At 71.7% G+C, this 24,420-nt stretch carries 22 protein-coding genes and 1 tRNA gene; 6 read left to right on the top strand and 17 right to left on the bottom strand.

Going from position 1 to position 24,420, the window contains the following annotated elements:
- Window positions 1-29: 29 nt before the first annotated feature.
- The 7 genes from tmk to WFI00_RS03150 form a co-directional block, all read right to left on the bottom strand.
- Window positions 30-653, bottom strand: a complete 624-nt coding sequence (tmk, locus tag WFI00_RS03180) for a dTMP kinase (protein WP_336631118.1) — start codon at window positions 651-653, stop codon at window positions 30-32.
- Window positions 650-3,298, bottom strand: a complete 2,649-nt coding sequence (gene topA, locus WFI00_RS03175) for a type I DNA topoisomerase (protein ID WP_442928288.1) — start codon at window positions 3,296-3,298, stop codon at window positions 650-652. Before topA ends, tmk begins: the two co-directional genes overlap by 4 nt.
- A gap of 160 nt (window positions 3,299-3,458) precedes the next feature.
- Window positions 3,459-3,785 (bottom strand): helicase, encoded by a 327-nt coding sequence (locus WFI00_RS03170; RefSeq protein WP_336631116.1) that lies wholly within the window; start codon window positions 3,783-3,785, stop codon window positions 3,459-3,461.
- 39 nt (window positions 3,786-3,824) lie between these two features.
- Entirely contained in the window at window positions 3,825-4,160 is a 336-nt protein-coding gene (locus WFI00_RS03165) for a TadE family type IV pilus minor pilin (RefSeq protein WP_336631115.1), read from the bottom strand.
- Complete coding sequence (locus tag WFI00_RS03160) at window positions 4,157-4,426, bottom strand: DUF4244 domain-containing protein (RefSeq protein ID WP_442928283.1); 270 nt, start codon at window positions 4,424-4,426, stop codon at window positions 4,157-4,159. The genes WFI00_RS03165 and WFI00_RS03160 overlap by 4 nt, the downstream gene beginning before the upstream one ends.
- Window positions 4,427-4,491: 65 nt before the next feature.
- Window positions 4,492-5,409 carry a type II secretion system F family protein gene (locus tag WFI00_RS03155; RefSeq protein WP_336631107.1) on the bottom strand — a complete coding sequence of 306 codons (918 nt, stop codon included), beginning with the start codon at window positions 5,407-5,409 and terminating at the stop codon, window positions 4,492-4,494.
- Window positions 5,406-6,482 (bottom strand): TadA family conjugal transfer-associated ATPase, encoded by a 1,077-nt coding sequence (locus WFI00_RS03150; protein ID WP_336631106.1) that lies wholly within the window; start codon window positions 6,480-6,482, stop codon window positions 5,406-5,408. The genes WFI00_RS03155 and WFI00_RS03150 overlap by 4 nt, the downstream gene beginning before the upstream one ends.
- A gap of 471 nt (window positions 6,483-6,953) precedes the next feature.
- Between WFI00_RS03150 and acs the strand changes: the two genes are divergently transcribed.
- Window positions 6,954-8,918: an acetate--CoA ligase gene (acs, locus tag WFI00_RS03145; RefSeq protein WP_336631105.1), complete on the top strand. Its 1,965-nt coding sequence runs from the start codon at window positions 6,954-6,956 to the stop codon at window positions 8,916-8,918.
- 52 nt (window positions 8,919-8,970) lie between these two features.
- Here the strand turns inward: acs and WFI00_RS03140 are convergent, their stop codons facing one another.
- Window positions 8,971-9,435: a RidA family protein gene (locus WFI00_RS03140; RefSeq protein WP_336631104.1), complete on the bottom strand. Its 465-nt coding sequence runs from the start codon at window positions 9,433-9,435 to the stop codon at window positions 8,971-8,973.
- Window positions 9,432-9,659 carry a hypothetical protein gene (locus WFI00_RS03135; protein WP_336631103.1) on the bottom strand — a complete coding sequence of 76 codons (228 nt, stop codon included), beginning with the start codon at window positions 9,657-9,659 and terminating at the stop codon, window positions 9,432-9,434. Before WFI00_RS03135 ends, WFI00_RS03140 begins: the two co-directional genes overlap by 4 nt.
- 108 nt (window positions 9,660-9,767) lie before the next feature.
- On the opposite strand from WFI00_RS03135, the gene WFI00_RS03130 reads away from it, so the two are divergent.
- From WFI00_RS03130 to WFI00_RS03115, 4 genes are all read left to right on the top strand, one after another.
- Window positions 9,768-12,338, top strand: a complete 2,571-nt coding sequence (locus WFI00_RS03130) for a transglycosylase domain-containing protein (RefSeq protein ID WP_336631102.1) — start codon at window positions 9,768-9,770, stop codon at window positions 12,336-12,338.
- Window positions 12,335-13,288: a metallophosphoesterase gene (locus WFI00_RS03125; RefSeq protein WP_336638476.1), complete on the top strand. Its 954-nt coding sequence runs from the start codon at window positions 12,335-12,337 to the stop codon at window positions 13,286-13,288. The genes WFI00_RS03130 and WFI00_RS03125 overlap by 4 nt, the downstream gene beginning before the upstream one ends.
- A 63-nt stretch (window positions 13,289-13,351) precedes the next feature.
- A tRNA-Pro gene (locus tag WFI00_RS03120) sits at window positions 13,352-13,425 on the top strand.
- An 84-nt stretch (window positions 13,426-13,509) separates the two neighbouring features.
- Window positions 13,510-14,277 carry an HAD-IIB family hydrolase gene (locus tag WFI00_RS03115; RefSeq protein WP_336631100.1) on the top strand — a complete coding sequence of 256 codons (768 nt, stop codon included), beginning with the start codon at window positions 13,510-13,512 and terminating at the stop codon, window positions 14,275-14,277.
- 7 nt (window positions 14,278-14,284) lie between these two features.
- Here the strand turns inward: WFI00_RS03115 and WFI00_RS03110 are convergent, their stop codons facing one another.
- From WFI00_RS03110 to WFI00_RS03090, 5 genes are all read right to left on the bottom strand, one after another.
- Window positions 14,285-14,998 carry a FadR/GntR family transcriptional regulator gene (locus tag WFI00_RS03110; protein WP_336631099.1) on the bottom strand — a complete coding sequence of 238 codons (714 nt, stop codon included), beginning with the start codon at window positions 14,996-14,998 and terminating at the stop codon, window positions 14,285-14,287.
- 65 nt (window positions 14,999-15,063) lie between these two features.
- Complete coding sequence (locus WFI00_RS03105; protein ID WP_336631098.1) at window positions 15,064-15,666, bottom strand: thymidine kinase; 603 nt, start codon at window positions 15,664-15,666, stop codon at window positions 15,064-15,066.
- A 16-nt stretch (window positions 15,667-15,682) separates the two neighbouring features.
- A complete protein-coding gene (locus tag WFI00_RS03100; protein WP_336631097.1) occupies window positions 15,683-17,158 on the bottom strand; it encodes a malate:quinone oxidoreductase in 1,476 nt (491 codons plus the stop codon).
- A gap of 107 nt (window positions 17,159-17,265) precedes the next feature.
- Window positions 17,266-18,345 (bottom strand): aspartate-semialdehyde dehydrogenase, encoded by a 1,080-nt coding sequence (locus WFI00_RS03095; RefSeq protein ID WP_336631096.1) that lies wholly within the window; start codon window positions 18,343-18,345, stop codon window positions 17,266-17,268.
- Window positions 18,346-18,506: 161 nt separating this feature from the next.
- Window positions 18,507-19,808: an aspartate kinase gene (locus tag WFI00_RS03090; RefSeq protein ID WP_336631095.1), complete on the bottom strand. Its 1,302-nt coding sequence runs from the start codon at window positions 19,806-19,808 to the stop codon at window positions 18,507-18,509.
- A gap of 130 nt (window positions 19,809-19,938) precedes the next feature.
- Between WFI00_RS03090 and WFI00_RS03085 the strand changes: the two genes are divergently transcribed.
- Window positions 19,939-20,427 carry a hypothetical protein gene (locus WFI00_RS03085; protein WP_336631094.1) on the top strand — a complete coding sequence of 163 codons (489 nt, stop codon included), beginning with the start codon at window positions 19,939-19,941 and terminating at the stop codon, window positions 20,425-20,427.
- A 68-nt stretch (window positions 20,428-20,495) separates the two neighbouring features.
- Here WFI00_RS03085 and WFI00_RS03080 read toward each other — a convergent pair whose 3' ends face one another.
- The 3 genes from WFI00_RS03080 to WFI00_RS03070 are packed head-to-tail and all read right to left on the bottom strand — an operon-like array spanning window position 20,496 to window position 24,361.
- On the bottom strand, window positions 20,496-21,437 hold the full coding sequence (locus WFI00_RS03080; protein WP_336631093.1) for a DMT family transporter: 942 nt from the start codon (window positions 21,435-21,437) through the stop codon (window positions 20,496-20,498).
- A complete protein-coding gene (gene recR, locus WFI00_RS03075; RefSeq protein ID WP_336631092.1) occupies window positions 21,437-22,030 on the bottom strand; it encodes a recombination mediator RecR in 594 nt (197 codons plus the stop codon). The genes WFI00_RS03080 and recR overlap by 1 nt, the downstream gene beginning before the upstream one ends.
- A gap of 3 nt (window positions 22,031-22,033) precedes the next feature.
- Window positions 22,034-24,361 carry a DNA polymerase III subunit gamma and tau gene (locus WFI00_RS03070; RefSeq protein WP_336631091.1) on the bottom strand — a complete coding sequence of 776 codons (2,328 nt, stop codon included), beginning with the start codon at window positions 24,359-24,361 and terminating at the stop codon, window positions 22,034-22,036.
- Window positions 24,362-24,420: the final 59 nt, after the last annotated feature.

Below are 24,420 nucleotides of genomic sequence, written 5' to 3'. Positions count from 1 at the left end.
CCCACCGTCGCGGGCCGTGCCGGTCGGGCTCACGGCAGCAGGGGGAGGACGCGCGCGCGGATCGCGGCGGCGAGCTCGGCGGGGGGCCGGGAGGCGTCCAGCACGAGGAATCGGGCGGGATCGGCGGCCGCGAGCTCGAGGAAGGCGGCGCGGACGCGCTCGTGGAACACGTCCTTCTCCGCTTCGAGCCGGTCGAAGGGCTTGTCGGCGGCGTCCAGCCGTTCACGCGCGGCGGCCGGATCGAGATCCAGCAGCACCGTCACGTCGGGAAGCGCACCGGCGGCGGCCCAGAGCGACAGCCGCCGGATCTCGTCCGGATCGAGCACGCGACCCGCGCCCTGGTAGGCGACCGAGGAGTCGAGGTAGCGGTCCTGAATGACGACCTCGCCCCGTTCGAGCGCGGGACGGACGAGCGTCTCGACGTGCTGGGCGCGATCCGCGGCGTACAGGAGCGCCTCGCTCCGCGGCGAGACCTCGCCCCGATGGTGGAGGACGATGTCACGGATGAGCACGCCGACCTCCGTGCCGCCCGGCTCGCGCGTACGGACGACGGCGCGCCCCTCCTCGCGCAGCGACTGCTCGAGGAGGCTCGCCTGCGTCGTCTTACCCGTGCCGTCGCCACCCTCGAAGGTGACCCACAGTCCGCGGGTCACTTCTTCGACGCGGCCGGCTTGCGGGTCGTCGTGCGGCGGGTGGTGCGCTTGGGCGCCGGGCCCTTCGCACGCTTGTCCGCCAGCATCTGCACGGCGATCTCGAACGTGATGTCGTCCGCGGTCTGGCCGCGCGGGATCGTGACGTTCGTCGTGCCGTCGGTCACGTACGCGCCGAATCGTCCGTCCTTGATGCGGATCGGCTTGCCGCTGACGGGGTCCGGTTCGAACTCCTTCAGGAAGCTCGCCGCACGGTTGGCGTACTTCGGCTGCGCGTAGATCTCGAGGGCCTGCTCGAGCGTGATGTCGAAGATCTGCTCCTCGCCCGACAGGGAGCGGGAGTCGGTGCCCTTCTTCAGGTACGGGCCGTAGGGGCCGTTCTGCGCCGTGATCGGGGTCTGCGTCTCGGGCTCGATGCCGACCGTGCGCGGCAGCGAGAAGAGCTTCAGCGCGGTGTCGAGATCGATCGTCTCCGGGGACATGCTCTTGAACAGCGACGCGCGACGCGGCTTGGGGGCTTCGACCTTCTTCTTGGCGACGCGCTTCTTCGGCGCGCCCTCGACCGGCTCGGGGGCGGGCTCCGGCTCGGGCTCGGCGGGCAGCACCTCTTCGAGGTACGGGCCGAACCGGCCGTCCTTGACGACGATGTCGCGCCCGGTCTCGGGGTTCTGCCCGAGCACGCGGTCACCGGCGATGGGCGCGTCGATGAGCTCGCGCGCCTTCTCCGGCGTCAGCTCGTCGGGGGCGAGGTCGCCCGGCACGTTCACGATGCGCGACGTGCCGTCCTCGTTCGGGACGTCGAGGTACGGACCGTACCGCCCGAATCGCAGCGTCGCGACGTCGCCGATGCGGGTCGCGTTGATCTCGCGTGCGTCGATCTCGCCGAGGTTGTCGAGGATGTTGCGCAGCCCGACGTGGTCGTCGGAGCCGAAGTAGAACTCCTTCAACCACTCGACGCGCTGCTGCTCTCCGCGCGCGATCGCATCGAGGTCGTCTTCGAGAGCGGCCGTGAAGTCGTAGTCGACGAGATCGGCGAAGTGCTGCTCGAGCAGACGCACGACGCTGAAGGCGAGCCAGCTGGGGACCAGGGCCTGTCCGCGCTTCGTGACGTACTCGCGGTTGATGATCACGTCGATGATGCTCGCGAAGGTCGACGGGCGGCCGATCCCCTTCTCTTCGAGCGCCTTGACGAGGGATGCCTCGGTGTACCGCGGCTTCGGACTCGTGGAGTGTCCCTTGGGCTCGATGTCCCGCAGGTTCAGGACGTCGCCGACGGCGAGCGCGGGCAGCGACTGGTCGTCGGCCTTGTGCTCGTCGCCGCGCTTCTCGTCCCGGCCCTCCTCGTACGCCTCGAGGAAGCCCTTGAAGGTGTACACGGTGCCCGAGGCGGTGAAGGCGGCGACGCGGCCCGCGGCATCGGCCTCCAGGGTGACGGTCGTCGTCTCGTACTTGGCGTCCGACATCTGCGAGGCGACCGTGCGCTTCCAGATGAGGTCGTACAGACGCTGCTCGTCGCGGTCGAGCTCGGACGCGACCGAGGCGGGCGTGCGGAACGTGTCCCCCGACGGGCGGATCGCCTCGTGCGCCTCCTGGGCGTTCTTGCTGTTGTTGCGGTAGCTGCGCGGGTTCGGCGGAACGGCGCGGTCGCCGTACAACGCGACGGCCTGCGTACGGGCGGCCGACACCGCCTGCGTCGACAGCGCCGTCGAGTCGGTGCGCATATAGGTGATGAAGCCCTTCTCGTAGAGGCGCTGGGCGACGCCCATGGCGTGCTTCGCGCTCATCGAGAGCTTGCGCCCCGCCTCCTGCTGGAGGGTCGAGGTCGTGAAGGGGGGCTTGGGGCTGCGGGTGCCGGGCTTCGCCTCGACCGAGACGACGGATGCCCGGCCGGACGCCTCCAGCGCCGCGACGAGCTCGCGCGCCTGGACCTCCGTGAGCACGACGACGGCCTTCTTCAGCTGCGCCGCGTCGTCGAAGTCGGTGCCGCGGGCCAGCGGAGCGCCGTCGAGGCGCGCCAGACGGGTCGTGAAGGCGTCGTCCGAGGCCCGACCCGTGGGTGAGGCGAGCGCCTCGACGTCCCAGTAGTCGGCGGAGACGAAGGCGATCCGCTCGCGTTCGCGATCGACGACGAGACGGGTGGCGGCGGACTGCACGCGCCCGGCGGACGTGCCCTGGCCGACCTTGCGGCGCGTGACGTCCGAGACGTCCCAGCCGTACAGGCGGTCGAGGATGCGGCGGGTCTCCTGCGCGTCGACGAGCGCCAGGTCGAGCTCGCGCGTGTTGTCCACGGCGGCACGGATCGCGTCCTTCGTGATCTCGTGGAACACCATGCGCTTGACGGGGACCTTCGGCTTCAGCGCCTCCAGCAGATGCCACGCGATGGCCTCGCCCTCGCGGTCCTCATCGGTGGCGAGGAGGAGTTCGTCGGCGTTCTTCAGGGCGCGCTTGAGCTCGGCGACGGTCTTCCTGCCCCGCTCGCTCTCCACATATAGAGGAGTGAAGCCGTTCTCGATGTCGATCGAGTACTTTCCGACCGAGGTCTTCTTGAGCTCGGCGGGGATGTCCTTCTTGTCCGCGAGGTCACGGATGTGACCGACCGAGCTGAGCACCTCGTATCCATCGCCCAGGTATCCCTGGATCGACTTCATCTTCGTCGGCGACTCGACGATGACGAGCTTCTTGCCCCCAGCACTCTTGACAGCTGCCACGTGGCGTCCTTTCTCCGATGCACACCATACACACCGCCCGACGTGGAAGACGCTGGGAGCCCGCCGCGCCGCGGACGCTCGGCGAACGCTCGGCCGACCCTCATCCCTCCCCCGGAGGCGGACCCGCGCGAGCCCGCGCCGTGGCGGCGAGCGGGCCGGAGCCCGCCCGCACGTGCACGGTGGCCACCGCCCCCTCGACGATGCACTCCGCGAGCGCCGCCGCGACCGCGGCCGCGACCTGTGCGGCGCGGTCGCACGGATCTCCGGAGACCGCGCCCGATGCGGCGTCGGCCGCCGCGAGCGCCGCCGCGTCCGCGGCCCCCGCGGCTCGCGCGGCGTGGATCGACGCCGTCCCCACGGCGACCCCGCCGAGCGCGGCCGCGGATGCCACCGCGAGGACGCCGATCACCGCCGCCGCGCCGGCCATCGGCGTCCTCCCCCGCGCGGCACGATCCGACCGGCCACGTCAGCGCCCGCCGTCCAGGGCGCACGACCGCGCACTCAGATCGGGAAGGGGGAGGACGAGGCCGGGCGAGGCGGTGGCGGCGACGCAGATCAGGTCGCCGTCGGGGCCGACGCCCACGACCTGTCCGCCGGCGATGTCGGCGACGATCCGACCCGCGCGCTCCGCGTCGCCGCGGGCGGCGAGCCGAGCGGCCTGTGCCACCGCGTGCTCGAGTCGGATCTGCCGGCCGACCACCGCGAGCGAGCCCGCCGTGAGCGCCACGAGCAGCACGACGGCGGGCACGACGACGGCGAACTCGGCGGTGACCGAGCCTCGATCATCCGGCGCGCCGATCATGCCACGGTGAGCGCGCGGCGCACGAGGTCGGTCAGGATGCCGCGCACCTCGTCGCTGCGCATGATGAGGACCAGCAGCCCTGCGAAAGCGACGGCGGCCATCGTGGCGACGGCGTACTCGGCCGTGGCGGCGCCGGTGTCGTCGGCGAACAGAGCGGCGGCTCGGTGCCGCGTCAGCGCCGGGAGCGCGACGCTCCGCGGACGCGTCGGGCGCGTCAGGGCGGCAGCGGGACGTGCATCGAGACGGATGCCGGTGGTGGCGATCATGGGGACTCCTTCGGTGGGTGCGGATGGTGAGCGGGCACGATCGGAAGACGGAGGGGATGCGGGCGTCAGGGCGCGGCGAACACGACGGAGGGGCCGGACAGCACGGACAGCAGCATCGGGGCGACGCCGAGGAGCAGGAACGCGGGAAGCGTGCACAGGCCCATCGGCAGCAGCAGCCGCGACGAGAGGCGCGCCGCACGGAGCCGGCCGTCGGTGCGGGCGCTCCGACGCAGCTCGGCGGCGGTCGCCCGCAGCAACTCGACCGCCGGAGCGCCCGAGCGGCGGGAGAACTCCAGCACGTCGCGGACGGCGGCCTCCGGCTCGCCGCCGCCGGACTCGTGCACCACCGCGATCGCGCGGTCGACCGAGACACCGCCCGAGAGGGCCAGCGCCATCGTGTCGGCCTGCACGCCCGGAAGAGCGGCGCCCGGCTGCGCGGCCGAGACGAGCCTCGCACTCCAGCCGCGGGCCGCCAGCATGAGAGCCCCGCCGGCGACGAGGCAGGCGACGCCGATGGGATCGGCGAGGGTGGCGACCACGTCGAACCCGAGCGCCACGCCGAGCACGACGGCCACGAGCGGCAGCCAGCCCACGAGCTGTGCCGTCGCCGCGGGATCGGCGAGCGCGACCGCGACGTCGTCGCGCGTGTCCTGGGCGTCGCGCAGCACCTCGGCGAACCGTCGCAGGCTGGGGGCGGTCGGCGCTCCCGCCGTCTCGGCGACGAGCCAGGCGACGGCCAGGTCGCGCCACGCCCCGCCCTGCGCGGCGAGGACCTCGCCGGTGCCGGTGCCGGGCGGCGCGGCGACGACCGCACGCGCGGTCGCCTCGCCCGTCTCGGCCAACAGAGGCCACGCCTGCAGGGGTGCCAGCCCCGCCTCGAGCAGCACGGCCAGCCGCTGGACCGCGGCGGCCACGGCGCGGGGATCCGCATCACCCCCGCGCGCCGACCGCTCACGGCGCAGTCCGAACGCGCGGATCCTCATACGATCGCCTCCACGCCGAGCCGGTCGGCGTCGAGGACCGGGCGGGCGAACCCGGCGACGCGTCGCCGTCCGTCCTTGCCCCGCTCGACGTGCACGACGACACCGATCGCGCTCACCACCTGGCGCGCCGTGGCTGCCGGGTCCAGACCGGCCAGAGCTCCCAGTGCCTCGAGCCGGGCGGGCAGATCCCGGACGCCGCCGGCGTGCACCGTGCCTGCTCCGCCCGCATGGCCCGTGTTGAGGGCCGTGAGCAGCTCGCGCACCTCGGGGCCCCGACACTCCCCCACCACGAGCCGGTCCGGCCTCATCCGCAGCGCTTCGCGGACGAGGCGGGCGAGGGACACCTCGCCCGCTCCCTCCAGGTTGGCCTGGCGCGCCTCCAGCCCCACGTGGTGCGGGTGGGCGATGCGCAGCTCGGCGACGTCCTCGATGCTCACGATGCGCTCCGACACCGGCACCCGGCCGAGCAGAGCGGCGAGCAGCGTGGTCTTGCCCGCCCCGGTCGCACCGGTGACGAGAAGGTTGACCCGGGCGGAGACGAGCTTCTCCAGCCGCGCCGAGACGCCGGCGTCGAACATCCCCCGCCGACCGAGATCGTCGAGATCGGGCAGATCCGTCGAGGGCAGGCGGATGGAGATCGTCGCCCCGGCGGGGGCGACGGGCGGCAGGACCGCGTGGACCCGCGCGCCGTGCTCCCACCGCACGTCCACGAGCGGTGCGCCGTCGTCGAGGTGGCGTCCGCCGATCCCGACGAGCGCCACGGCGAGCGCCCGCACCTCGTCGGCGCTCGCCGACCAGCCCGGCACACGCTCCGCCCCGAGGCCGCGGTCGACGAACAGGCCATGCGCCCCGTTCACGAAGACGTCGGTGACCCGGGGATCGGACAGCACGTCGCGCAACGGGTCGAGTGCGGGATGCTCGGGGAGCCGCCGCCGCGGGACCGTCGGCTCGGGCGGCCCTCCGGTCGCGCCGCGCTCCTCGGTCACGGCGTCCCCGCCGCCCGCGAGAGGCCCCGCGGCGCCCGAGGGCAGGCCGCCGCGCGTGCGAGGACGGACGACGAACGGAGCGGACATGCCCCGACGGTAGGACGCCGTCGGCGCGCACGGGTCGCCGTTCCCCGCGTTCGGGGACAGGCCGCGCGCATCTGCCGCTGTGGAGGAGCCGACGGCTCCGAGGAGGGCGGCCTCCGAGGAAGAAGAAGAGCATCCGCGCCGGGGAGGGCGCCAGCGCCGTCGCCCGGAAGAAGAGAGGGCGGCATCCCACTGGGGGATGGGATGCCGCCGCGCGGCACCCGGTGGGGGGGTTGGGTGCCGCGATGCCAGAATCAGACGTTCGGCCGTGTACGAGCATACGCACCGTGAACGGACGACCCAAGCCGGAGAGCGCCTATCACAGCGATATATCTCCTCCGCGCTCCGGCGCCGACCTCGTCGACCTTCGCGCCGACGGGCGAATCCGCCTACCCCCTTTCAGCGGTGGTGATGGCTCCGAACCGTGTGGCTAGATGTCCTCATTCGTCCCATCGCCGCAAAGGAGCGCGCCTGATGAGCAGCCAGATCGATCACCTGCTGACCGAAACGCGTCGTTTCGCCCCGTCACCCGAGTTCGTCGCCGATGCGGTGGCCACCGCGGAGCTGTACGCCCAGGCCGATGCCGACCGCGAGGCCTTCTGGGCCGAGCAGGCGCGCGACCTGCACTGGCACACGCCCTTCACCCAGGTGCTCGACTGGTCGAACCCGCCGTTCGCGCAGTGGTTCGCCGACGGCGAGCTGAACGTCGCGTACAACTGCCTCGACCGGCACGTCGAGGCCGGCCACGGCGACCGGGTCGCGCTCCTGTGGGAGGGCGAGCCCGGCGACGAGCGGCGGGTGACGTACGCCGAACTCACCGACGAGGTGAAGCGGGCCGCGAACGTGCTGACGGGGCTCGGCGTCGAGGCGGGCGATCGTGTCGCGATCTACATGCCGATGATCCCCGAGGCGATCGCCGCGATGCTCGCCGTGGCACGCCTGGGCGCGATCCACTCGGTCATCTTCGGCGGGTTCTCCGCCGACAGCCTGCGCACCCGCATCGACGACGCCGGCGCGAAGGTCGTCATCACGTCCGACGGCGGCTACCGGAAGGGGCGCGTCTCTCCCTTGAAGCCGGCGGTCGACCAGGCTCTGGCCGACCGCGGCGCCGGCCCGCAGTCCACCGTGGAGCACGTGCTCGTCGTGCGCCGCACGGAGAACGAGGTCGGCTGGACCGAGGGCCGCGACATCTGGTGGCACGATGCCGTCCCCGCGGCATCCGCCGATCACACCGCACAGCCCTTCCCCGCGGAGAACCCGCTGTTCATCCTGTACACGTCGGGGACGACCGGCAAGCCCAAGGGCATCCTGCACACCTCGGGCGGCTACCTCACGCAGGCCACGTTCACGAACAAGGTCGTGCACGACCTGCATCCCGAGACGGATGTCTTCTGGTGCACCGCCGACATCGGGTGGATCACGGGGCACTCCTACGTGACCTATGGCCCGCTGTCCAACGGTGCGACCCAGGTGCTCTACGAGGGCACGCCCGATTCGCCCCACCCCGGCCGCTGGTGGGAGCTCGTCGAGAAGTACGGCGTCACGATCCTGTACACGGCACCGACGGCGATCCGCTCCTTCATGAAGCTCGGACGCCAGATCCCGCAGAAGTTCGACCTGTCCTCGATCCGTCTGCTCGGCTCCGTGGGCGAGCCGATCAACCCCGAGGCGTGGATGTGGTACCGCGAGATCATCGGCGCGGACGCCGCTCCGATCGTCGACACGTGGTGGCAGACGGAGACCGGGTCGATCATGATCTCCGCCCTTCCGGGGGTCACCGAGACCAAGCCGGGCAGCGCCCAGGTGCCCTTCCCCGGCATCGGGGTGGACGTCGTGGACGAGAGCGGCGAGCACGTCGGCAACGGGAACGGCGGCCTGCTCGTGCTGACGAAGCCGTGGCCGTCGATGCTGCGCGGCATCTGGGGCGACCCGGAGCGGTTCGTGGAGACCTACTGGGAGAAGTTCCAGGACAAGGGCTACTACTTCGCCGGCGACGGCGCGCGTCTCGACGAGGACGGCGACGTCTGGTTCCTCGGCCGGGTCGACGACGTCATGAACGTGTCGGGGCATCGACTGTCCACCACCGAGATCGAGTCGGCCCTCGTCGGCAACGAGGCCGTCGCCGAGGCGGCGGTGGTCGGCGCCTCCGACGAGACCACGGGTCAGGCGGTCGTCGCGTTCGTCATCGTGAAGCAGAGCTACCTCGACGCGCACTCCCCCGAGGGCCTCGCGGACGGTCTTCGCCGCTGGGTCGGCGAGCAGATCGGGCCGATCGCCCGCCCCCGCGACGTGTACATCGTCGGGGAGCTGCCCAAGACCCGCTCGGGCAAGATCATGCGACGCCTCCTGCGCGACGTCGCCGAGGGGCGCGAGGTCGGCGACACCACCACGCTCGCCGACACCGCCGTCATGAGCGTGATCTCGGCGCAGGTCAAGTAGGGGCATGCGAGAGGGGCCCGGGTCGATCGACCCGGGCCCCTCTCGCGTGCGTTCAGGCGAACGCGAAGACGACCTCGACCTCGACGGGCGAGTCGAGAGGCAGCACGGCCACGCCGACCGCCGATCGGGCGTGACGCCCCGCGTCGCCGAAGATCTCCCCGAGCACCTCGCTGGCGCCGTTGATGACGCCCGGCTGGCCGGTGAACTCGGGCGCGGATGCGACGAAGCCGACGACCTTGACGACGCGGACGAGCCGGTCGACCCCGCCGACGGCGTCTGCGGCCGCGGCGAGCGCGTTGAGGGCGCACTGCCGAGCGTAGGAGCGCGCGTCCTCGGCATCCACCGCCGCACCCACTTTGCCGGTCGCCGGCAGCGCGCCGGCGACCATCGGCAGCTGGCCCGACGTGTAGACGAGGTCGCCGTGGACCGTCGCCGGGATGTAGGAGGCCACGGGAGCGACGACGGGGGGCAGCTCGATCCCGAGCTCGGCGAGACGGCCGGCGACGCCCGCGCTCACGCGCCGGCCCCCTCGGCGTCGAACTGCTGCGCCGCGACGGCGGCCGCACCCAGGCCCGCGTTGGCTGCGCCGCCGCCGGCGGGACGCTTGAAGTACGCGACGAGCCCGCCTTCGGGGCCGGGCACCACCTGGACGAGCTCCCAGCCCTGCTTGCCCCAGTTGTTGAGGATGGCGGCGGTGTTGTGGATGAGAAGCGGCGTGGTGAGGTATTCCCACGTGGTCATGGAGGCTCCTGTGTCGACGTCGAGGACGGGGCGGAGAGCGGGTGGCGGCCACGCGCGCGTCCGCGCCCATAAAGGCTTCGCCCAGGGTTCTCCCCTAGCATCAAGCCTATGCCTCATCTCAAAAGGACGGCCACCGGCGTGCTCGGCGGCATCGCCGGACTGGTCGGTCTGAGCGCCGTCGCGGGCGTGCTCGTCACCGCCACCGTGACCCCCGCGATCGCGGTCTCCGGCTACGCGGCCACCAGTGCGCTCGACTCGTTCGAGAACATGCCGAGCTTCCTGCAGATCGACCCGCTCATGCTGCCGACCGAGATCTTCCGCAAGGACAGCGCCGGAAACGACGTGCTGATGGCGGAGTTCTACGACCAGAACCGCATCCCGGTGACCTTCGACCAGGTGAACCCCGTCATGTTCGACGCGATCACCTCCAGCGAGGACAAGAACTTCTTCACCCACGGCGGCGTCGACCTCGTGGGCACGCTGAGCGCCCTCGTCGGCAACGCCTCCAGCGGCGGCAACCGCGGTGGCTCCTCGATCACCCAGCAGTACGTCAAGAACGTCCTGCAGCAGAACTGCGAGTCCAAGGCGAAGTCCGACGACGAGGTCCAGGCGTGCTTCGCGGTCACGACCGTGAACGAAGGCGCGGAGGGCTACCAGCGCAAGCTGCAGGAGATGCGCTACGCGATCCAGCTCGAGAAGCACAACTCCAAGGAGGAGATCCTCCTCGGCTACCTGAACATCACCAACTTCGGCGGCCTGGTCTACGGCGTCGGCGCCGCCGCCGAGCACTACTTCGGCATTCCCGCCTCCGACCTCAGCATCGCGCAGGCCGCCACCATCGCCGGCATGGTGCAGGCACCCAACACCTACCGCATCGACATGCCGGAGGGGTCGACCACCGACCGCGACGGCAACCCCGTCAACAGCGCGGCGGACGGCTATGCGAAGACGCTGGAGCGGCGCAACTACGTGCTGGGACGCATGCTCGACGACGGCAAGATCTCCCAGGAGGAGTACGACACCGCCAAGGCGTCGCCGATCGAGCCGAACATCACGATGCGTGCGCAGGGCTGCCAGACGGCCGCCGGTGCGGAGTTCTTCTGCGAGTACGTCCGCTCCGTCCTGCTCACCGACCCCGCGTTCGGCGACAGCGACGATCAGCGCGCGGCCAACCTGCGCCGCGGCGGCATGAAGATCTACACGACCCTCGACGCCGACCTGCAGGCGGCCGCGCAGCAGGCCATCTCGGTCGTGCCCGCCACGGTGGACTACATGGACCTCGGTGCCTCCGGCGTCCAGGTCGAGCCCGGCACCGGCCGCATCCTCTCGATGGTCCAGAACCGGCCGTACAGCCCCACGGGCGAGGATCCCGGCACGACCTCGGTCAACTACAACGTCCGCCAGCTCAACGGCGGCGGCATCGGGCATCCCGCCGGATCGACATACAAGGTCTTCAGCCTGCTGAACTGGCTCGAGCAGGGTCACTCGGTCAACGAGACGCTCAACGGTCGCATCGGCACGAAGCGTGTCCTCGTGTGCGACGGCGACGTCCAGAACGTGCGCCTGTCCAACAACGGCGACGGCATCGGCAACTTCGAGGCCAACAGCGGCTACAACGGCACGGTCTACAACTTCACCCGCGACTCGCTGAACTCCGGGTTCATGGCGATGGCGGAGAAGATCAGCGTGTGCTCGACGAACCAGCTCGCCGGCAAGATGGGCGTGACCTTCGGCGACGGGTCGCCGCTGGACAGCACCAACGTGCCGTACGACGTCCTCGGATCGAAGAACGTCGCGCCGCTGGACATGGCGGAGGCGTACGCCGCCATCGCCGCGCGCGGCATGCTGTGCCCGCCGAAGGCGATCGACAAGGCGCTCAACTACGACGGCGCGGACATCACTCCCCAGCTCACCTGCCAGCCGGCGATGAGCGAAGCGGTCGCGGCCACCGCCGCCTACACTCTGCAGGGCGTCATGTCCGGCACCGGTTCGGGCGCCCGTGTGGGCGACGGCATCCCGGTGTTCGGCAAGACCGGTATCCATGAGTACGAGCACACCTGGATGGACGGCTCGTCGACCAAGGCGACGACCGTCGTCTGGGTCGGCAACGTCCAGGGCCACGCGCTCCTGAACGAGTACTACGAGAACGGATACCAGCTCGCCCGGATCCGCAACTCGGTGTGGCCCGCCATGCAGGGGGCCGCGAACAACAAGTTCGGCGGCGACGACTTCCCGAGCCCCGACTCCGCGCTGACGCGCAACATCCTCACGGATCTGCCCTCGGTGATCGGCATGTCGGTCGCGGAGGCGACGCAGACTCTGCAGAACGCCGGCTTCTCGGTCAGCGTCGGCGACCCGGTCGCGGGTGTCGAGTCGGGCGGAACGGTCATCCAGCAGGATCCGGGCGCGGGCCGCGTCGCGGGCGGCGTCACCGTCACGATTCGCGAGAGCAACGGACAGGGAATCTCGGTCCCCGCCGTCAGCGGCAAGCCCAACGACGCCGTCAGCACGCTGCGCAGCGCCGGGTTCGGGCAGGTCGACACGCAGTGCACGGTCTCCGACAGCGCGCCCGCCGACGGCGTCGTGACCGGCACCGACCCGGCATCCGGGACGATCGTCGACCGCGGCAGCCAGATCAGCGTGCAGTACCAGGCGAAGAGCTGCGGCGCCCGCCCGTGACCTCCGCAGGCAGGGTCGCCCTCACCGCCGCGGCGGCGGTGGGGGCGACCGCCGTCGGCGCCGCGGTGTGGGGGACGTGCATCGAGCGGTTCCTGTTCACCGTGCGCCACCACCGGCTGGCCGTCCTCCCGGCCGGATCACCGTCCGTGACGGTGCTCCACCTCTCCGACGCGCACATGGCGCCCTGGCAGCATCGCAAGCAGGCGTGGATTGCCCGGCTCGCCGAGGACGTCCAGCCCGACCTCGTCGTCAACACGGGCGACAACCTGGGCCATGCCGACGGTCTCGACGGCATCCGGGCGGCGTTCGCGCCGCTGCGCGGCGTCCCGGGCCTGTTCGTGCACGGCTCGAACGACGTCTTCGGCCCCGGCGGACGCAATCCCCTGCGGTACTTCTCGGGCCCCTCCCCCGTCACCGCGGACGCCGAGCGGATCGACACCCCGGCGATGGACGCCTACTTCACCGACGAGCTCGGCTGGACCGACCTCAACAATCGCGCCGCCTCCGTGACGGCCGGCGGTCTGCGTCTGGACGCGTTCGGCGTCAGCGACGCGCATCGGGACTGGGACGACCTGGATGCCCTGCCCGCCGCGATCGCGCGGATGACCCGCCGCCCCTTCTTCTCGCGCGCAGAGCCGGTCGCGCTCACGCTCGGCGTCACGCATGCTCCCTACCGGCGCGTCCTCGACCGCTTCGTCGAGCTGGGCGCGGACGCGATCCTGGCCGGCCACACCCACGGCGGACAGGTCCGCGTCCCCTTCTCACGCTCCGCCCTGGTCGCCAACTGCGACATCCCGCTCGATCAGGCCCGCGGGCTGAGCGCGTGGCGGCGCGGCGACACGGTGGTCCCGCTCAACGTCTCCGCGGGCCTCGGTCACTCGATCTACGCGCCGGTGCGCTTCGGATGCAGACCCGAGGCCTCGGTCCTGACCCTGCAGGCACGACCGTGATCGACACGGCGTGCTCTCGATTCGGCAGGAACGGCCAAACCCTGTAGACTCGGAGGGTTGCCACGGGGTGTGGCGCAGCTTGGTAGCGCGCGTCGTTCGGGACGACGAGGCCGCAGGTTCAAATCCTGTCACCCCGACAGCGGAGAGGGTCCGCTCGTGAGAGACCACGAGCGGACCCTCTCGCCGTACCGCCCGCCTCTCCCGCCACAAGGAACGCTCCGATGACCGCCACTCCCCGCCTCGTCGCGTTCGACCTGGATGACACCCTCGCTCCGTCCAAGAGCGCGATCGACCCGCGGATCGGCGAACTCCTGCTCGCCCTCGCCGAGCGCGTGGAGGTCGCGATCATCTCGGGCGGTCAGCTCCAGCAGTTCCAGTCCCAGGTCGTCGACCGCCTCCCCGCCGCCGACGCATCCGTGCTCGACCACTTCCACCTCATGCCGACCTGCGGCACCCAGTACTACCGCCTCGACGGCGACGGCGTGCGCACCGTCTACGCCCACGCGCTGACCGACGACGAGAAGTCGCGCGCCCTCGCCGCGGTCGAGGAGGAGGCGCGCCGGCTCGGCCTCTGGGAGGCGGAGACGTGGGGCGCGATCCTCGAGGACCGCGGATCGCAGATCACCTTCTCCGCGCTCGGGCAGTCCGCACCGCTGGAGGCCAAGGTCGCCTGGGACCCCACCGGCGAGAAGAAGAACGCCCTCCGCAACGCGGTGGCCGCGCGCATCCCGGACCTCGAGGTCCGCTCGGGCGGGTCGACCTCGGTGGACATCACCCACCGCGGCATCGACAAGGCGTACGGCATGACGCGGCTCGCCGAGATGACGGGGATCCCCCTCGACGACATGCTCTTCGTCGGCGACCGGCTCGACGAGCACGGCAACGACTATCCCGTCCTGGCGATGGGCGTCGCCTGTCACGCGGTCGAGGGATGGCCGGAGACCGCCGCGTTCCTCGACGACCTGATCCCGACGCTCCCCACGCGCTGAGCGCCGGTCAGGCCGGCGTCGGAAGGCCCGCGTCGGAGTAGTACCCGGTGATGTGCGCCCGCACGGCTCGGCGTGCGGCCTCCGCATCGCCCGCGTCGATCGCGGCCAGCACCTCGGCGTGCTCGTGGCGCAGGCGGGCCGCTGTGGCGTCCCAGTCGGCGATCCGTGCCGCTCCCCCGCGGATGTAGCTCTCGATCGTCTCGCGCAGGCCCGCCATCGTCGCCGAGACCACGACGTTCCCCGACGCCTCCGCGAGCCGCACGTGGAACTGGGCGTCGAGCGCGAGGAAGTCGTCGATCGAGAGGGCGTCGGCGGCCATCGCGTCGAGCGTGGAGCGCGCGTCCGCAAGATCCGCGTCGGGCCGCTCGGCCAGGTGCGCGACGGCCCACTCCTCCAGCAGCAGACGCGTCTCGTACACGTCCGGGATGGGGAACCCGTGCGCCGCCACCTGCAGCCGCAGCAGCTGCGACAGACCCCCGTGCGGGGTCGCCGTCACGATGGCGCCCGCCGTGGGTCCCGACCCGGTCCCGGTGCGAATGAGGCCCATCACCTCGAGGACGCGCAGCGCCTCGCGGACGCTCGAGCGGCCGACGCCGAGCGTCGAGGCCAGCTCGCGCTCGGGGGGCAGCCGTTCCCCGGGTCCCAACCGCCCCTCTAGGAGGTCGCCTTCGATCTTGTCGAGCACGACGCGCCAGGCGCGCGCGGGCGGAGTGTCGGTCATCGTCGCCTTCCGGTTGGTCAGACCACGTTAACGCACGCCCGTGCGAGCGCCAACACCCGTGACGGTCAGCTCAGCCGCCCGCCGGATTCGCGCAGGTAGCACTCGGCGCACATGGACTCGTAGGTGACCTTCTGGTGCGAGAGCTCGTCGATCGCGACCTGGTCGCCGTCGAAGACGAACCGTCCGCCCACCAGGCGCGCGTTGTAGAGCGCCTTGCGTCCGCACCGGCAGATCGTCTTCAGCTCCTCCAGGCTGTGCGCGAGCTCGAGCAGTCGGGCCGACCCGGGGAACGCCCGCGTCTGGAAGTCGGTGCGGATGCCGTAGGCGAGCACCGGGATGCGGTCGGCGACGACGAGGCGCAGCAGATCGTCGACCTGGGCGGGGGTCAGAAACTGCGCCTCGTCGATGAGCAGGCACGCGAGGTCCCCGCCGAGCGAGGTCCGGTGCGCGGCGACGAGGGCCGCCACGTCGTCGTCCGGTCCGATGAGGAAGTCGACGGGCCGATCCACGCCGAGCCTGCTGGAGATGCGGTCGGCGCCCTTGGTGTCGATCTCGGGCTTGGCGAGCAGGACGTGCTGTCCGCGCTCCTCGTAGTTGAAAGCGGCCTGCAGGAGCGCCGTCGACTTGCCGGAGTTCATCGCTCCGTATCGGAAGTACAGCTTCGCCATGGGGGTCCCGGTGGACTCAGCGGTTGATGCCGAGCACCGCGGCCGTCTCGTCGAGCGACTCGGCAGCGACCTCGGGACGGCCGTTGAGGGTCTGGCCGTAGCTGGGGATGAGGTCCGTCAGCTCCGGCTCCCAGCCCGCGATGCGATCCGGGAAGCAGGTCTTGAGCAGGCCCAGCATGATCGACGCGGCCGTCGAGGCGCCCGGCGACGCGCCCAGCAGTCCCGCGATCGAGCCGTCCGCGGAGGTCACGACCTCGGTGCCGAACTGCAGGACGCCGCCCTTCTGGGGGTCCTTCTTCATGACCTGCGCGCGCTGACCCGCCTGCAGCAGCTCCCAGTCCTCGTCCTTCGCTGCCGGCATGAAGTCGCGGAGCGAGTCGACCTTGCGCTTGTGGTTCTTCAGCAGCTCTCCGACGAGGTACTTGATGAGGCCGGGGTTGTCGACGGCGACCTTCAGCATCGGCCCGATGTTGCCAGGGCGCACCTGGGCGACGATGTCGGTGACCCGGCCCTGCTTGAGGAACTTCGGGCTGAAGGTGGCGAACGGCCCGAACAGCAGCGACGCCTCGCCGTCGACGACACGGGTGTCGAGGTGGGGAACCGACATGGGCGGCGCGCCGACGGAGGCCTGCGAGTAGACCTTCGCCTTGTGCTGCGACACGATCGCCGGGTTCGAGGTCTTCAGCCACTGCCCGCCGATCGGGAAGACGCCGTAGCCGGAGATCTCGGGGATGCCGGAGGACTGCAGGAGCTTGATCGCCCAGCCACCGGCGCCCACGAACACGAAGCGCGCGGTCATCGATCCCGGAGTCCGGCCCAGCGAGTGGCGGTAGGAGATCTTCCAGGTGCCGTCCTTCTGCCGCCGGAGCTTGCGCGCCTCGATGTTGGTGCGCACCTCGACCCCCTGCTCCTCGAGGTGGGCGAAGAGCTGCCGGGTGAGCGCGCCGAAGTCGACGTCGGTGCCGGCGGGCACACGGGTCGCCGCGAACGGCTCGTCCGTGCGGCGGCGCTGCTGCATGAGCAGCGGCGCCCACTGGTTGATGACACGGGAGTCCTCGGAGTATTCGATCCCCGCGAACAGTGGCTGCGTCCGCAGCGCCTCGTAGCGCTTCTTGAGGTACGCGACGTCCTTCTCCCCGCGGACGAAGGTCATGTGCGGCGTCGCGTTGATGAAGGTCGACGGAGCGTCCAGGATGCCGCGCTCGACGAAGCTCGCCCACAGCTGTCGGCTCTGCTGGAACTGCTCGTTGATCGAGATCGCCTTCGCCGGGTCGACCGAGCCGTTCGCCGCCTCCGGCATGTAGTTGAGCTCACACAGGGCCGCGTGGCCGGTGCCCGCGTTGTTCCAGGCGTTCGAGGACTCCTGGGCGACCTCGCTCAGCCGCTCGAGCACGACGATCTTCCAGTCCGGCTGCAGCTGCTTCAGCAGGGTTCCGAGGGTGGCACTCATGATGCCACCGCCGATCAGGACGACGTCGACGGGTTCGCTCACGATAGCCCAGTCTAGGCCGCGTTTTCCCCGGTCCCGCGCCCCGCGGCATCCCGCGCGCGTGAACTCTCGCTGTTCTTGCGCCTGCGTCAACACGCAGGCGGCGGAGGTCAGAGGGCGGCGGCGGCCGTCTGCAGACGCGAGGCGACCACTTCCGCGATCTGCACGGCGTTGAGCGCGGCGCCCTTGCGCAGGTTGTCGTTGCTGATGAACAGCACCAGGCCCTTGCCCTCGGGAGCGGACTGGTCGGCCCGGATGCGACCGACGTAGCTCGGGTCGTTGCCGGCTGCCTGCAGCGGCGTCGGGACCTCCTCGAGGACGACACCCGGCGCGGACGACAGGATCTCGCGCGCCTGATCGGGCGTGATGTCCTCGCGGAACTCGGCGTGGATCGACAGCGAGTGCCCGGTGAAGACGGGGACCCGCACGCACGTGCCGGCGACGCGGAGGTCCGGCAGCTCGAGGATCTTGCGACTCTCGTTGCGGAGCTTCTTCTCCTCGTCCGTCTCGTTGTCGCCGTCGTCGACGAGGTTCCCGGCGAAGGGGATCACGTCGAACGCGATGGGGGCGACGTACTTCTCCGGCTGCGGGAAGTCGACGGAGCCACCGTCGTGGACGAGGTCGAGCGTGTGCCCCTGCGCGAGGACGCCCTCCACCTGGCCGAGGAGCTCCTGCGCGCCGGCGAGCCCCGAGCCGGAGACGGCCTGGTAGGTGCTCACGATGAGGCGCTCGAGACCCGCGGCCGCATCGAGCGGCTTCAGCACGGGCATCGCGGCCATCGTGGTGCAGTTCGGGTTCGCGATGATACCCTTGGGCGGCTTCAGCGTGGCGTGCGGGTTGACCTCGCTGACGACGAGCGGCACGTCGGGGTCCATGCGCCAGGCGCTGGAGTTGTCGATGACCACGGCACCCGCCTCGGCGAAGCGCGGCGCGTGCGCGCGCGATCCCGTCGCACCGGCGCTGAAGAGGGCGATGTCGATGCCCGACGGATCAGCCGTCGCCACGTCCTCGATGACCACCGTCTGGCCGCCGAACTCCACGGCCGTGCCGGCCGAGCGGGCCGTGGCGAACAGGCGCAGGTCACGGATCGGGAAGGCGCGCTCCGCGAGGATCTCGCGCATGACCGTCCCCACCTGTCCGGTGGCGCCGACGACGGCGACGTTCAGTCCTGAGTCAGAGATACGGGTCATGGTGGATCCTTGCGTAAGTGCGGGGTTCCCGCGATTCTATCGGGGGTCGCGGGCGGTCCATCCGCGGAGATCTGCACTCCTGCGGAGGCTTCCGGCCAGGATGTCCGCAGAAGTGCGGATGTCCGCAGAAGTGCGGATGTCCGCGCGAGAGTGGATGCGGCTCAGCGGCCGGTGCCGGCGTGGACGACCGCCTCGGCGTCGCCGTCGAGGCCGTACGCCGTGTGGACGACGCGCGCGGCCTCGGCCAGGTCGTCGCCGCGCACGACCACCGAGATGCGGATCTCGGACGTCGAGATCATCTCGATGTTGACGCCCGCCGTCGACAGGGCCTCGAACAGCGTCGCGGAGACGCCCGAATGCGTGCGCATGCCGGCGCCCACGACCGAGAGCTTGCCGATCTGGTCGTCGTGGACGAGGCTCTCGAAGCCGATGCCGGGCTGCTCGGCGGCGAGCGCGCGCAGCGCCGTCGCGGCGTCCGACTTCGGCACCGTGAACGAGATGTCGGTGCGGCCCGTGGCCGCCGCGGACACGTTCTGCACGATCATGTCGACGTTGGCGCCGCTCTTGGCGACGACGGTGAAGATCTCGGCGGCCTTGCCGGGCACGTCGGGCACACCGATGACGGTGACCTTGGCCTGGCCGAGGTCGGTGGCGACTCCGGCGACGATGGGCTCTTCCATGGCGGACTCCTCTGCGCTGTCGGAAGCGAGGCTGGCGGGTGCGGTCATCCCGGGACCGAGGACGAACGTGCCCTGGCCGGAACTGAAACTTGATCGGGCGTTGATCATGACGCCGTGGCGGCGCGCGTACTCGACGGCGCGGATGTAGAGGACCTTGGCGCCGTTGGCGGCGAGCTCCAGCATCTCCTCGGAGGTGACGACGTCGAGCTTGCGCGCCTTCGGCACGACGCGCGGGTCAGCGGTGAAGATGCCATCCACGTCGCTGTAGATCTCGCAGACATCGGCGCGGAGGGCCGCGGCCAGGGCGACCGCGGTCGTATCCGACCCGCCGCGGCCGAGGGTCGTGATGTCGCGGGTGTCGCGGTTGAAGCCCTGGAAACCGGCGACGATCACGATCGCCCCCTCATCGAGGGCTTCGCGCAGACGGACGGGGGTCACGTCCACGATGCGCGCGGAGCCGTGGTCGGCGGTGGTGATCATGCCGGCCTGGCTGCCCGTGAAGGAGCGCGCCTCGAACCCCATGGAGTGGATGGCCATCGCCAGCAGCGCCATCGAGATCCGCTCGCCCGAGCTGAGCAGCATGTCGAGCTCGCGCGGGTTCGCAATGGGGGCGACCTCGTGGGCGAGGTCGAGCAGCTCGTCGGTCGTGTCGCCCATGGCGCTCACCGCGACCACCACGTCGTGACCGGCGCGGCGCGAATCGACGATGCGCTTCGCGACGCGCTTGATGCTCTCGGCATCGGCGACGGACGAGCCGCCGTACTTCTGGACGATCAGCGCCACGTGTCGAACTCCCGGCGTGTGTAGGCGTGGAGGGGGTGTGCGGGCCGCGGGACCCACCGCACCATCTTAGGGACCGGCGGATGCCGCGCCCGTCATGCGTCGTCGGGAAGCGACGCGCTACGCTCCCCACATGGATGCCCTGGAGAGCTGGCACGACTTCAACGTCGCCGTGGTCGGCGCGACCGCCGCCCTCGCCGGTCTCGTGATCGTCGCCGCGAGCGTCAACATCGGCTACATCGTGAAGGCCCCCTCTCTCACGTCGCGACTCGGCGCCGCGATCAGCGGGCTCGTGCTCGCCCTGGTCGTCTCGTCGACGGGGCTCATCCCCCAGATCGACGCGGTAGCGCACGGCGCTCTCGTCGCCGTGGCGGCCCTCGGGGCGCTCGCGTTCCCGATCTCGGCGGCCCGCCGCGTCTACGAGAACCACGACCCCGCGAACCGCGCCCGCCCCGCGAAGGTCCTCGTCGCCCTTCTGGCCCCCGTCGCCTATCTGGTCGGCGGCGTGCTGCTCATGATCGGCGCCCCGGGCGGATACGCGCTGTTCGCGGCGGGGGCGGTCGTGGCGATCGTCGCGTCGCTCCTCGTGTCGTGGGTCGTGCTGGTCGAGGTGCTCCGCTGAGGGATGCCCCGCGGACGACTCGGGGCGCGCGCCCGGGGACGCCGTCGGGGCCGTCGACGGGCGACGCCTCACGCCCGAGGAGACGGCTCGGGCATCGCGGGCAGTGCGCCGGCATCCGGCCGACGCGGTCGGAGCCGTCCACCCGTCGCGGCCATCCAACAGCCCAGGATCACGAGCGGGAAGCCGACCAGCAGGCCCACCGAGAGGTCCTCGCCGAGGATCAGGACCCCGAGCAGGATCGCGACGATCGGGTTGACGTAGGTGAACAGCGGCGCCCGCACGGGGCCGACCTCGCCGATGAGGGCGAAGAACCCGAGGAAGGCCAGGGCCGTCGAGAGCACGCCCAGGGCGAGCAGCGATACGCCGCTGCGCACCGTCGGGACCTCGTGCTGGGTCAGCAGCGCGACGGGGAGGTAGGCCAGCCCGACGGCGAGCAGTGACAGCGTGATCGTCCCGAGCGCGGGCACGCGCGCGAGCTTGGTCGCGACGATGAACGGCGCCGTCGCGTACAGCAGGGCGACGAGGAGCACCTGCGCGATCGCGACGAGCGCGGCTCCCGGGTCGGCGACCGCGAGACCGGGGCCGGCGACGATGACGACGACGCCCGCGAAGCCGATGAGGAGCCCGGTCGCACGCGCCGGCGAGAGAACGGTCCGATCCCCCCGCACGAGCGCGATCCCCGCCGCGAACAGCGGGACGGTGGCCACGAGCAGGCCCGTGAGCCCGGACGGCAGGGTCTGCTCGGCGTGACCGAGGAGCAGGAACGGCCCCGCCATCTCGATGGCCCCGAAGGCGAGCACCCACGGCCAGACCGTCAGCGCGGGCCGCAGCGCGCGGCGGCGCAGCGCGATCGGCAAGAGGATCGCGGCGCCCAGGAGCGTCCGGCCGGCGACGATCGCGGCGGGCGAGATCGAGTCCACCGCTTCCTTGATGAAGAGGTAGGGGATGCCCCACAGGACCGCCATGAGCGCGTACAGCGCCCACGCCCGCCCCGAGACGGCCGCGGCCATCAGACGCTCCGGCGCCCCTCGAACGCGCGACCGAGCGTCACCTCGTCGGCGTACTCGAGGTCTCCGCCCACCGGGAGGCCGGAGGCGAGGCGGGTGACGCGGATCTCGAGCGTGTGGAGCAGACGGCTGAGGTAGGTGGCCGTCGCCTCCCCCTCGAGGTTGGGGTTCGTGGCGAGGATGACCTCCTGCACGGTGCCGTCGGCCAACCGCTGCATGAGCTGCGAGATGCGCAGCTCATCGGGGCCGATGCCCGCGATGGGGCTGATCGCGCCCCCGAGCACGTGGTACAGGCCGCGGAACTCCCGGGTGCGCTCGATCGCGGAGACGTCCTTGGCGTCCTCGACAACGCAGATCAGGGTGCCGTCGCGTCGGGGGTCGCGGCAGATCGCGCACCGCTCCTGCTCGCTGACGTTGCCGCAGATCTCGCAGAAGCGCACGCGCTCGCGCAGCTCCCCGAGGAGGTGCGAGAGCCGGGCGACGTCGAACGTCGGCGTCTGCAGGATGTGGAACGCGATGCGCTGGGCGGACTTCGGGCCGATGCCCGGGAGCCGCCCGAACTCGTCGATGAGGTCTTGGACGATGCCGTCGTACATGGGTCAGCTGAACCTCGTCGGGGCGATGTGCGGCTCCTCGCGGACGAACGTCGCCCCCAGCACCTGCCGGACCACCGCCTCGCCGACGCGCTCGATGTGGTTCGTCCGTGCGGCCGCCGCGCGGGAGGACGCGGAGCGCGGCGCGTCCGGACGCGCGTCGGCGGGGCGCTCGACGGCGACGGGCGCGCGCGGCGGCACGGGAGCCTCGTCGTCCGGGGGCGGCGGTGCGTCGTCCTCGTCCGGCGGGATGTCGGAGTCGGGGATGACGTCGCCGTCGCGCTGGATGGTGAGCGTGCGCGCGGGAACGGCGACCGCCTCCTCCGGCTCCTCGTCGACCGCGAACTGCGGGGCGGGTGCCGATGCGTCGCCGGACGGGATGGGTGCGACGGCCCATTCGGTGACCGGCGCGGCGGCCGCACCCGCGGGGCGCGACGGTGGGGCAGGCGTGGTGCCGTGTCCGGATGGTGCGCCCCCGCCCGCGGGGCCTCCCGCGCTCGACGGGCGGTGGGTCGCGGGTGCGGAGGACGGTCCGGGACCGGACGGGCCGGGCTCGGACGGACCGGGGCCGGACGGACCGGGACCGGCATCCCCGTGGCCGGTGTGGCCGCCGGGCGGCGTGTCGAGGCGAGCGACGTACTTCACGCGGACCCCCAGTACGGCCGCGATCGCGCCGCGCAGGTCTTCGCTCGGGCCCTTGCCTGCGGCCAGCTTCTTGAATGCGGCGACGTCCGACGGGTGGGGGAAGCCGAGCGTGAGCACCTCGTCGCCGTAGGCGAGCGCGGTGGCGGAGGTCGCGAGCATCCACGACGTACGGCTGACGTCCTCGAGGCGGGCGAGGATCTCGGGCCACGCCTCGCGGACGCGGGCGAGCGTGATCGGGCCGGAGGGCTCGACGAGAGGGGCGGGGGCGGTGGGCTCCGCCGCCGTGGGGGCTGTCGGCTCCACCGGAGCGGGAGCGGATGACTGCGGTGCGGCCGACTCCGGGGCAGCAGCGGGGGACGCGGCCGGCTCGGGCGCGGCGGAGGTGGGTGCGACGGGCTGCGCTGCCGCTGGCGCGGCGGGCGCCGTCGGGGTGGGTGCGACGGACTGCATTGCCGGTGATGCTGCGGGCGGCGACACCGCCGTCGCATCGCGAACAGGCGGCGCGACTGCGGGCGTCGACGCGGGAGATGCAGCAGCGGGAGTGGCCGCGGCAGCTGCGGCAGCGGGAGTGGCCGCGGCAGCGCCGGCGGCGGCGAAGGCCAGCACCCGCGCGACCAGAAGCTCGAGCTGCAGCTTGGGCGAGGTCGCGCCGGTCATGTCGTCGAGCGCGCCCACGACCAGATCGGCGATGCGGGAGAGGCGGTCGGTGCCGAACGCGCTCGCCTGACGGGACATCCGCTCGAGTTCGTCCACGGGGATGCCTCGCAGCACGGCGGAGGCGCCCTCCCCCGTCGCGGCGACGATGATGAGGTCGCGCAGCCGCTCGAGGAGGTCGTCCACGAACCGGCGGGGATCCTGCCCCGTCTGCACGACCCGGTCGACGGCGGCGAAGGCCGCGGCGGCGTCGTGCGCGCCGAAGGCGGAGACGACCTCATCGAGCAGTTCGGAGTGCGTGTAGCCGAGCAGAGCGACGGCACGCTCGTAGCGGACGCCCCCGTCCTCCGAGCCGGCGATCAGCTGGTCGAGCAGCGACAGGGTGTCTCGGGGAGACCCGCCCCCCGCCCGCACGACGAGCGGCAGGACGCCGGCCTCGACCTGCACGCCCTCCTGGGCGCACAGCTGCTCGACGTAGGCGAGCATCGCGGCCGGCGCCACCAGCCGGAACGGATAGTGGTGAGTGCGCGAGCGGATCGTGCCGATGACCTTCTCGGGCTCCGTCGTGGCGAAGATGAACTTGACGTGGTCGGGCGGCTCCTCGACGAGCTTGAGGAGCGCGTTGAACCCCTGCGGCGTGACCATGTGCGCCTCGTCCAGGATGAAGATCTTGAACCGGTCGCGGGCGGGGGCGAAGATCGCCCGCTCGCGCAGATCGCGCGCATCGTCGACGCCGTTGTGGGAGGCGGCGTCGATCTCCACGACGTCGAGGGACCCCCCGCCGCCGCGCCCGAGCTCGACACAGCTGTCGCACGTGCCGCAGGGCGTGTCGGTCGGTCCTTCGGCGCAGTTGAGGCAGCGTGCGAGGATGCGGGCGGAGGTCGTCTTGCCGCAGCCCCGGGGACCGCTGAAGAGGTAGGCGTGGCCGACGCGGTCGCCGCGCAGCGCCGTCATGAGCGGATCGGTCACCTGCGCCTGGCCGATCATCTCCCCGAAACTCTCGGGCCGGTAGCGGCGGTACAGGGCGGTGGTCACCAGAACAGACTACGGCGTACGCCCGACATCGGTCCCGGCGAGGGAACACCCGGGGGCCG

The organism is Microbacterium sp. MMO-56 (genome assembly GCF_037146215.1).
Classification (GTDB): Bacteria; Actinomycetota; Actinomycetes; order Actinomycetales; family Microbacteriaceae; genus Microbacterium.
This window is presented reverse-complemented; position numbering and strand designations above follow the sequence as displayed.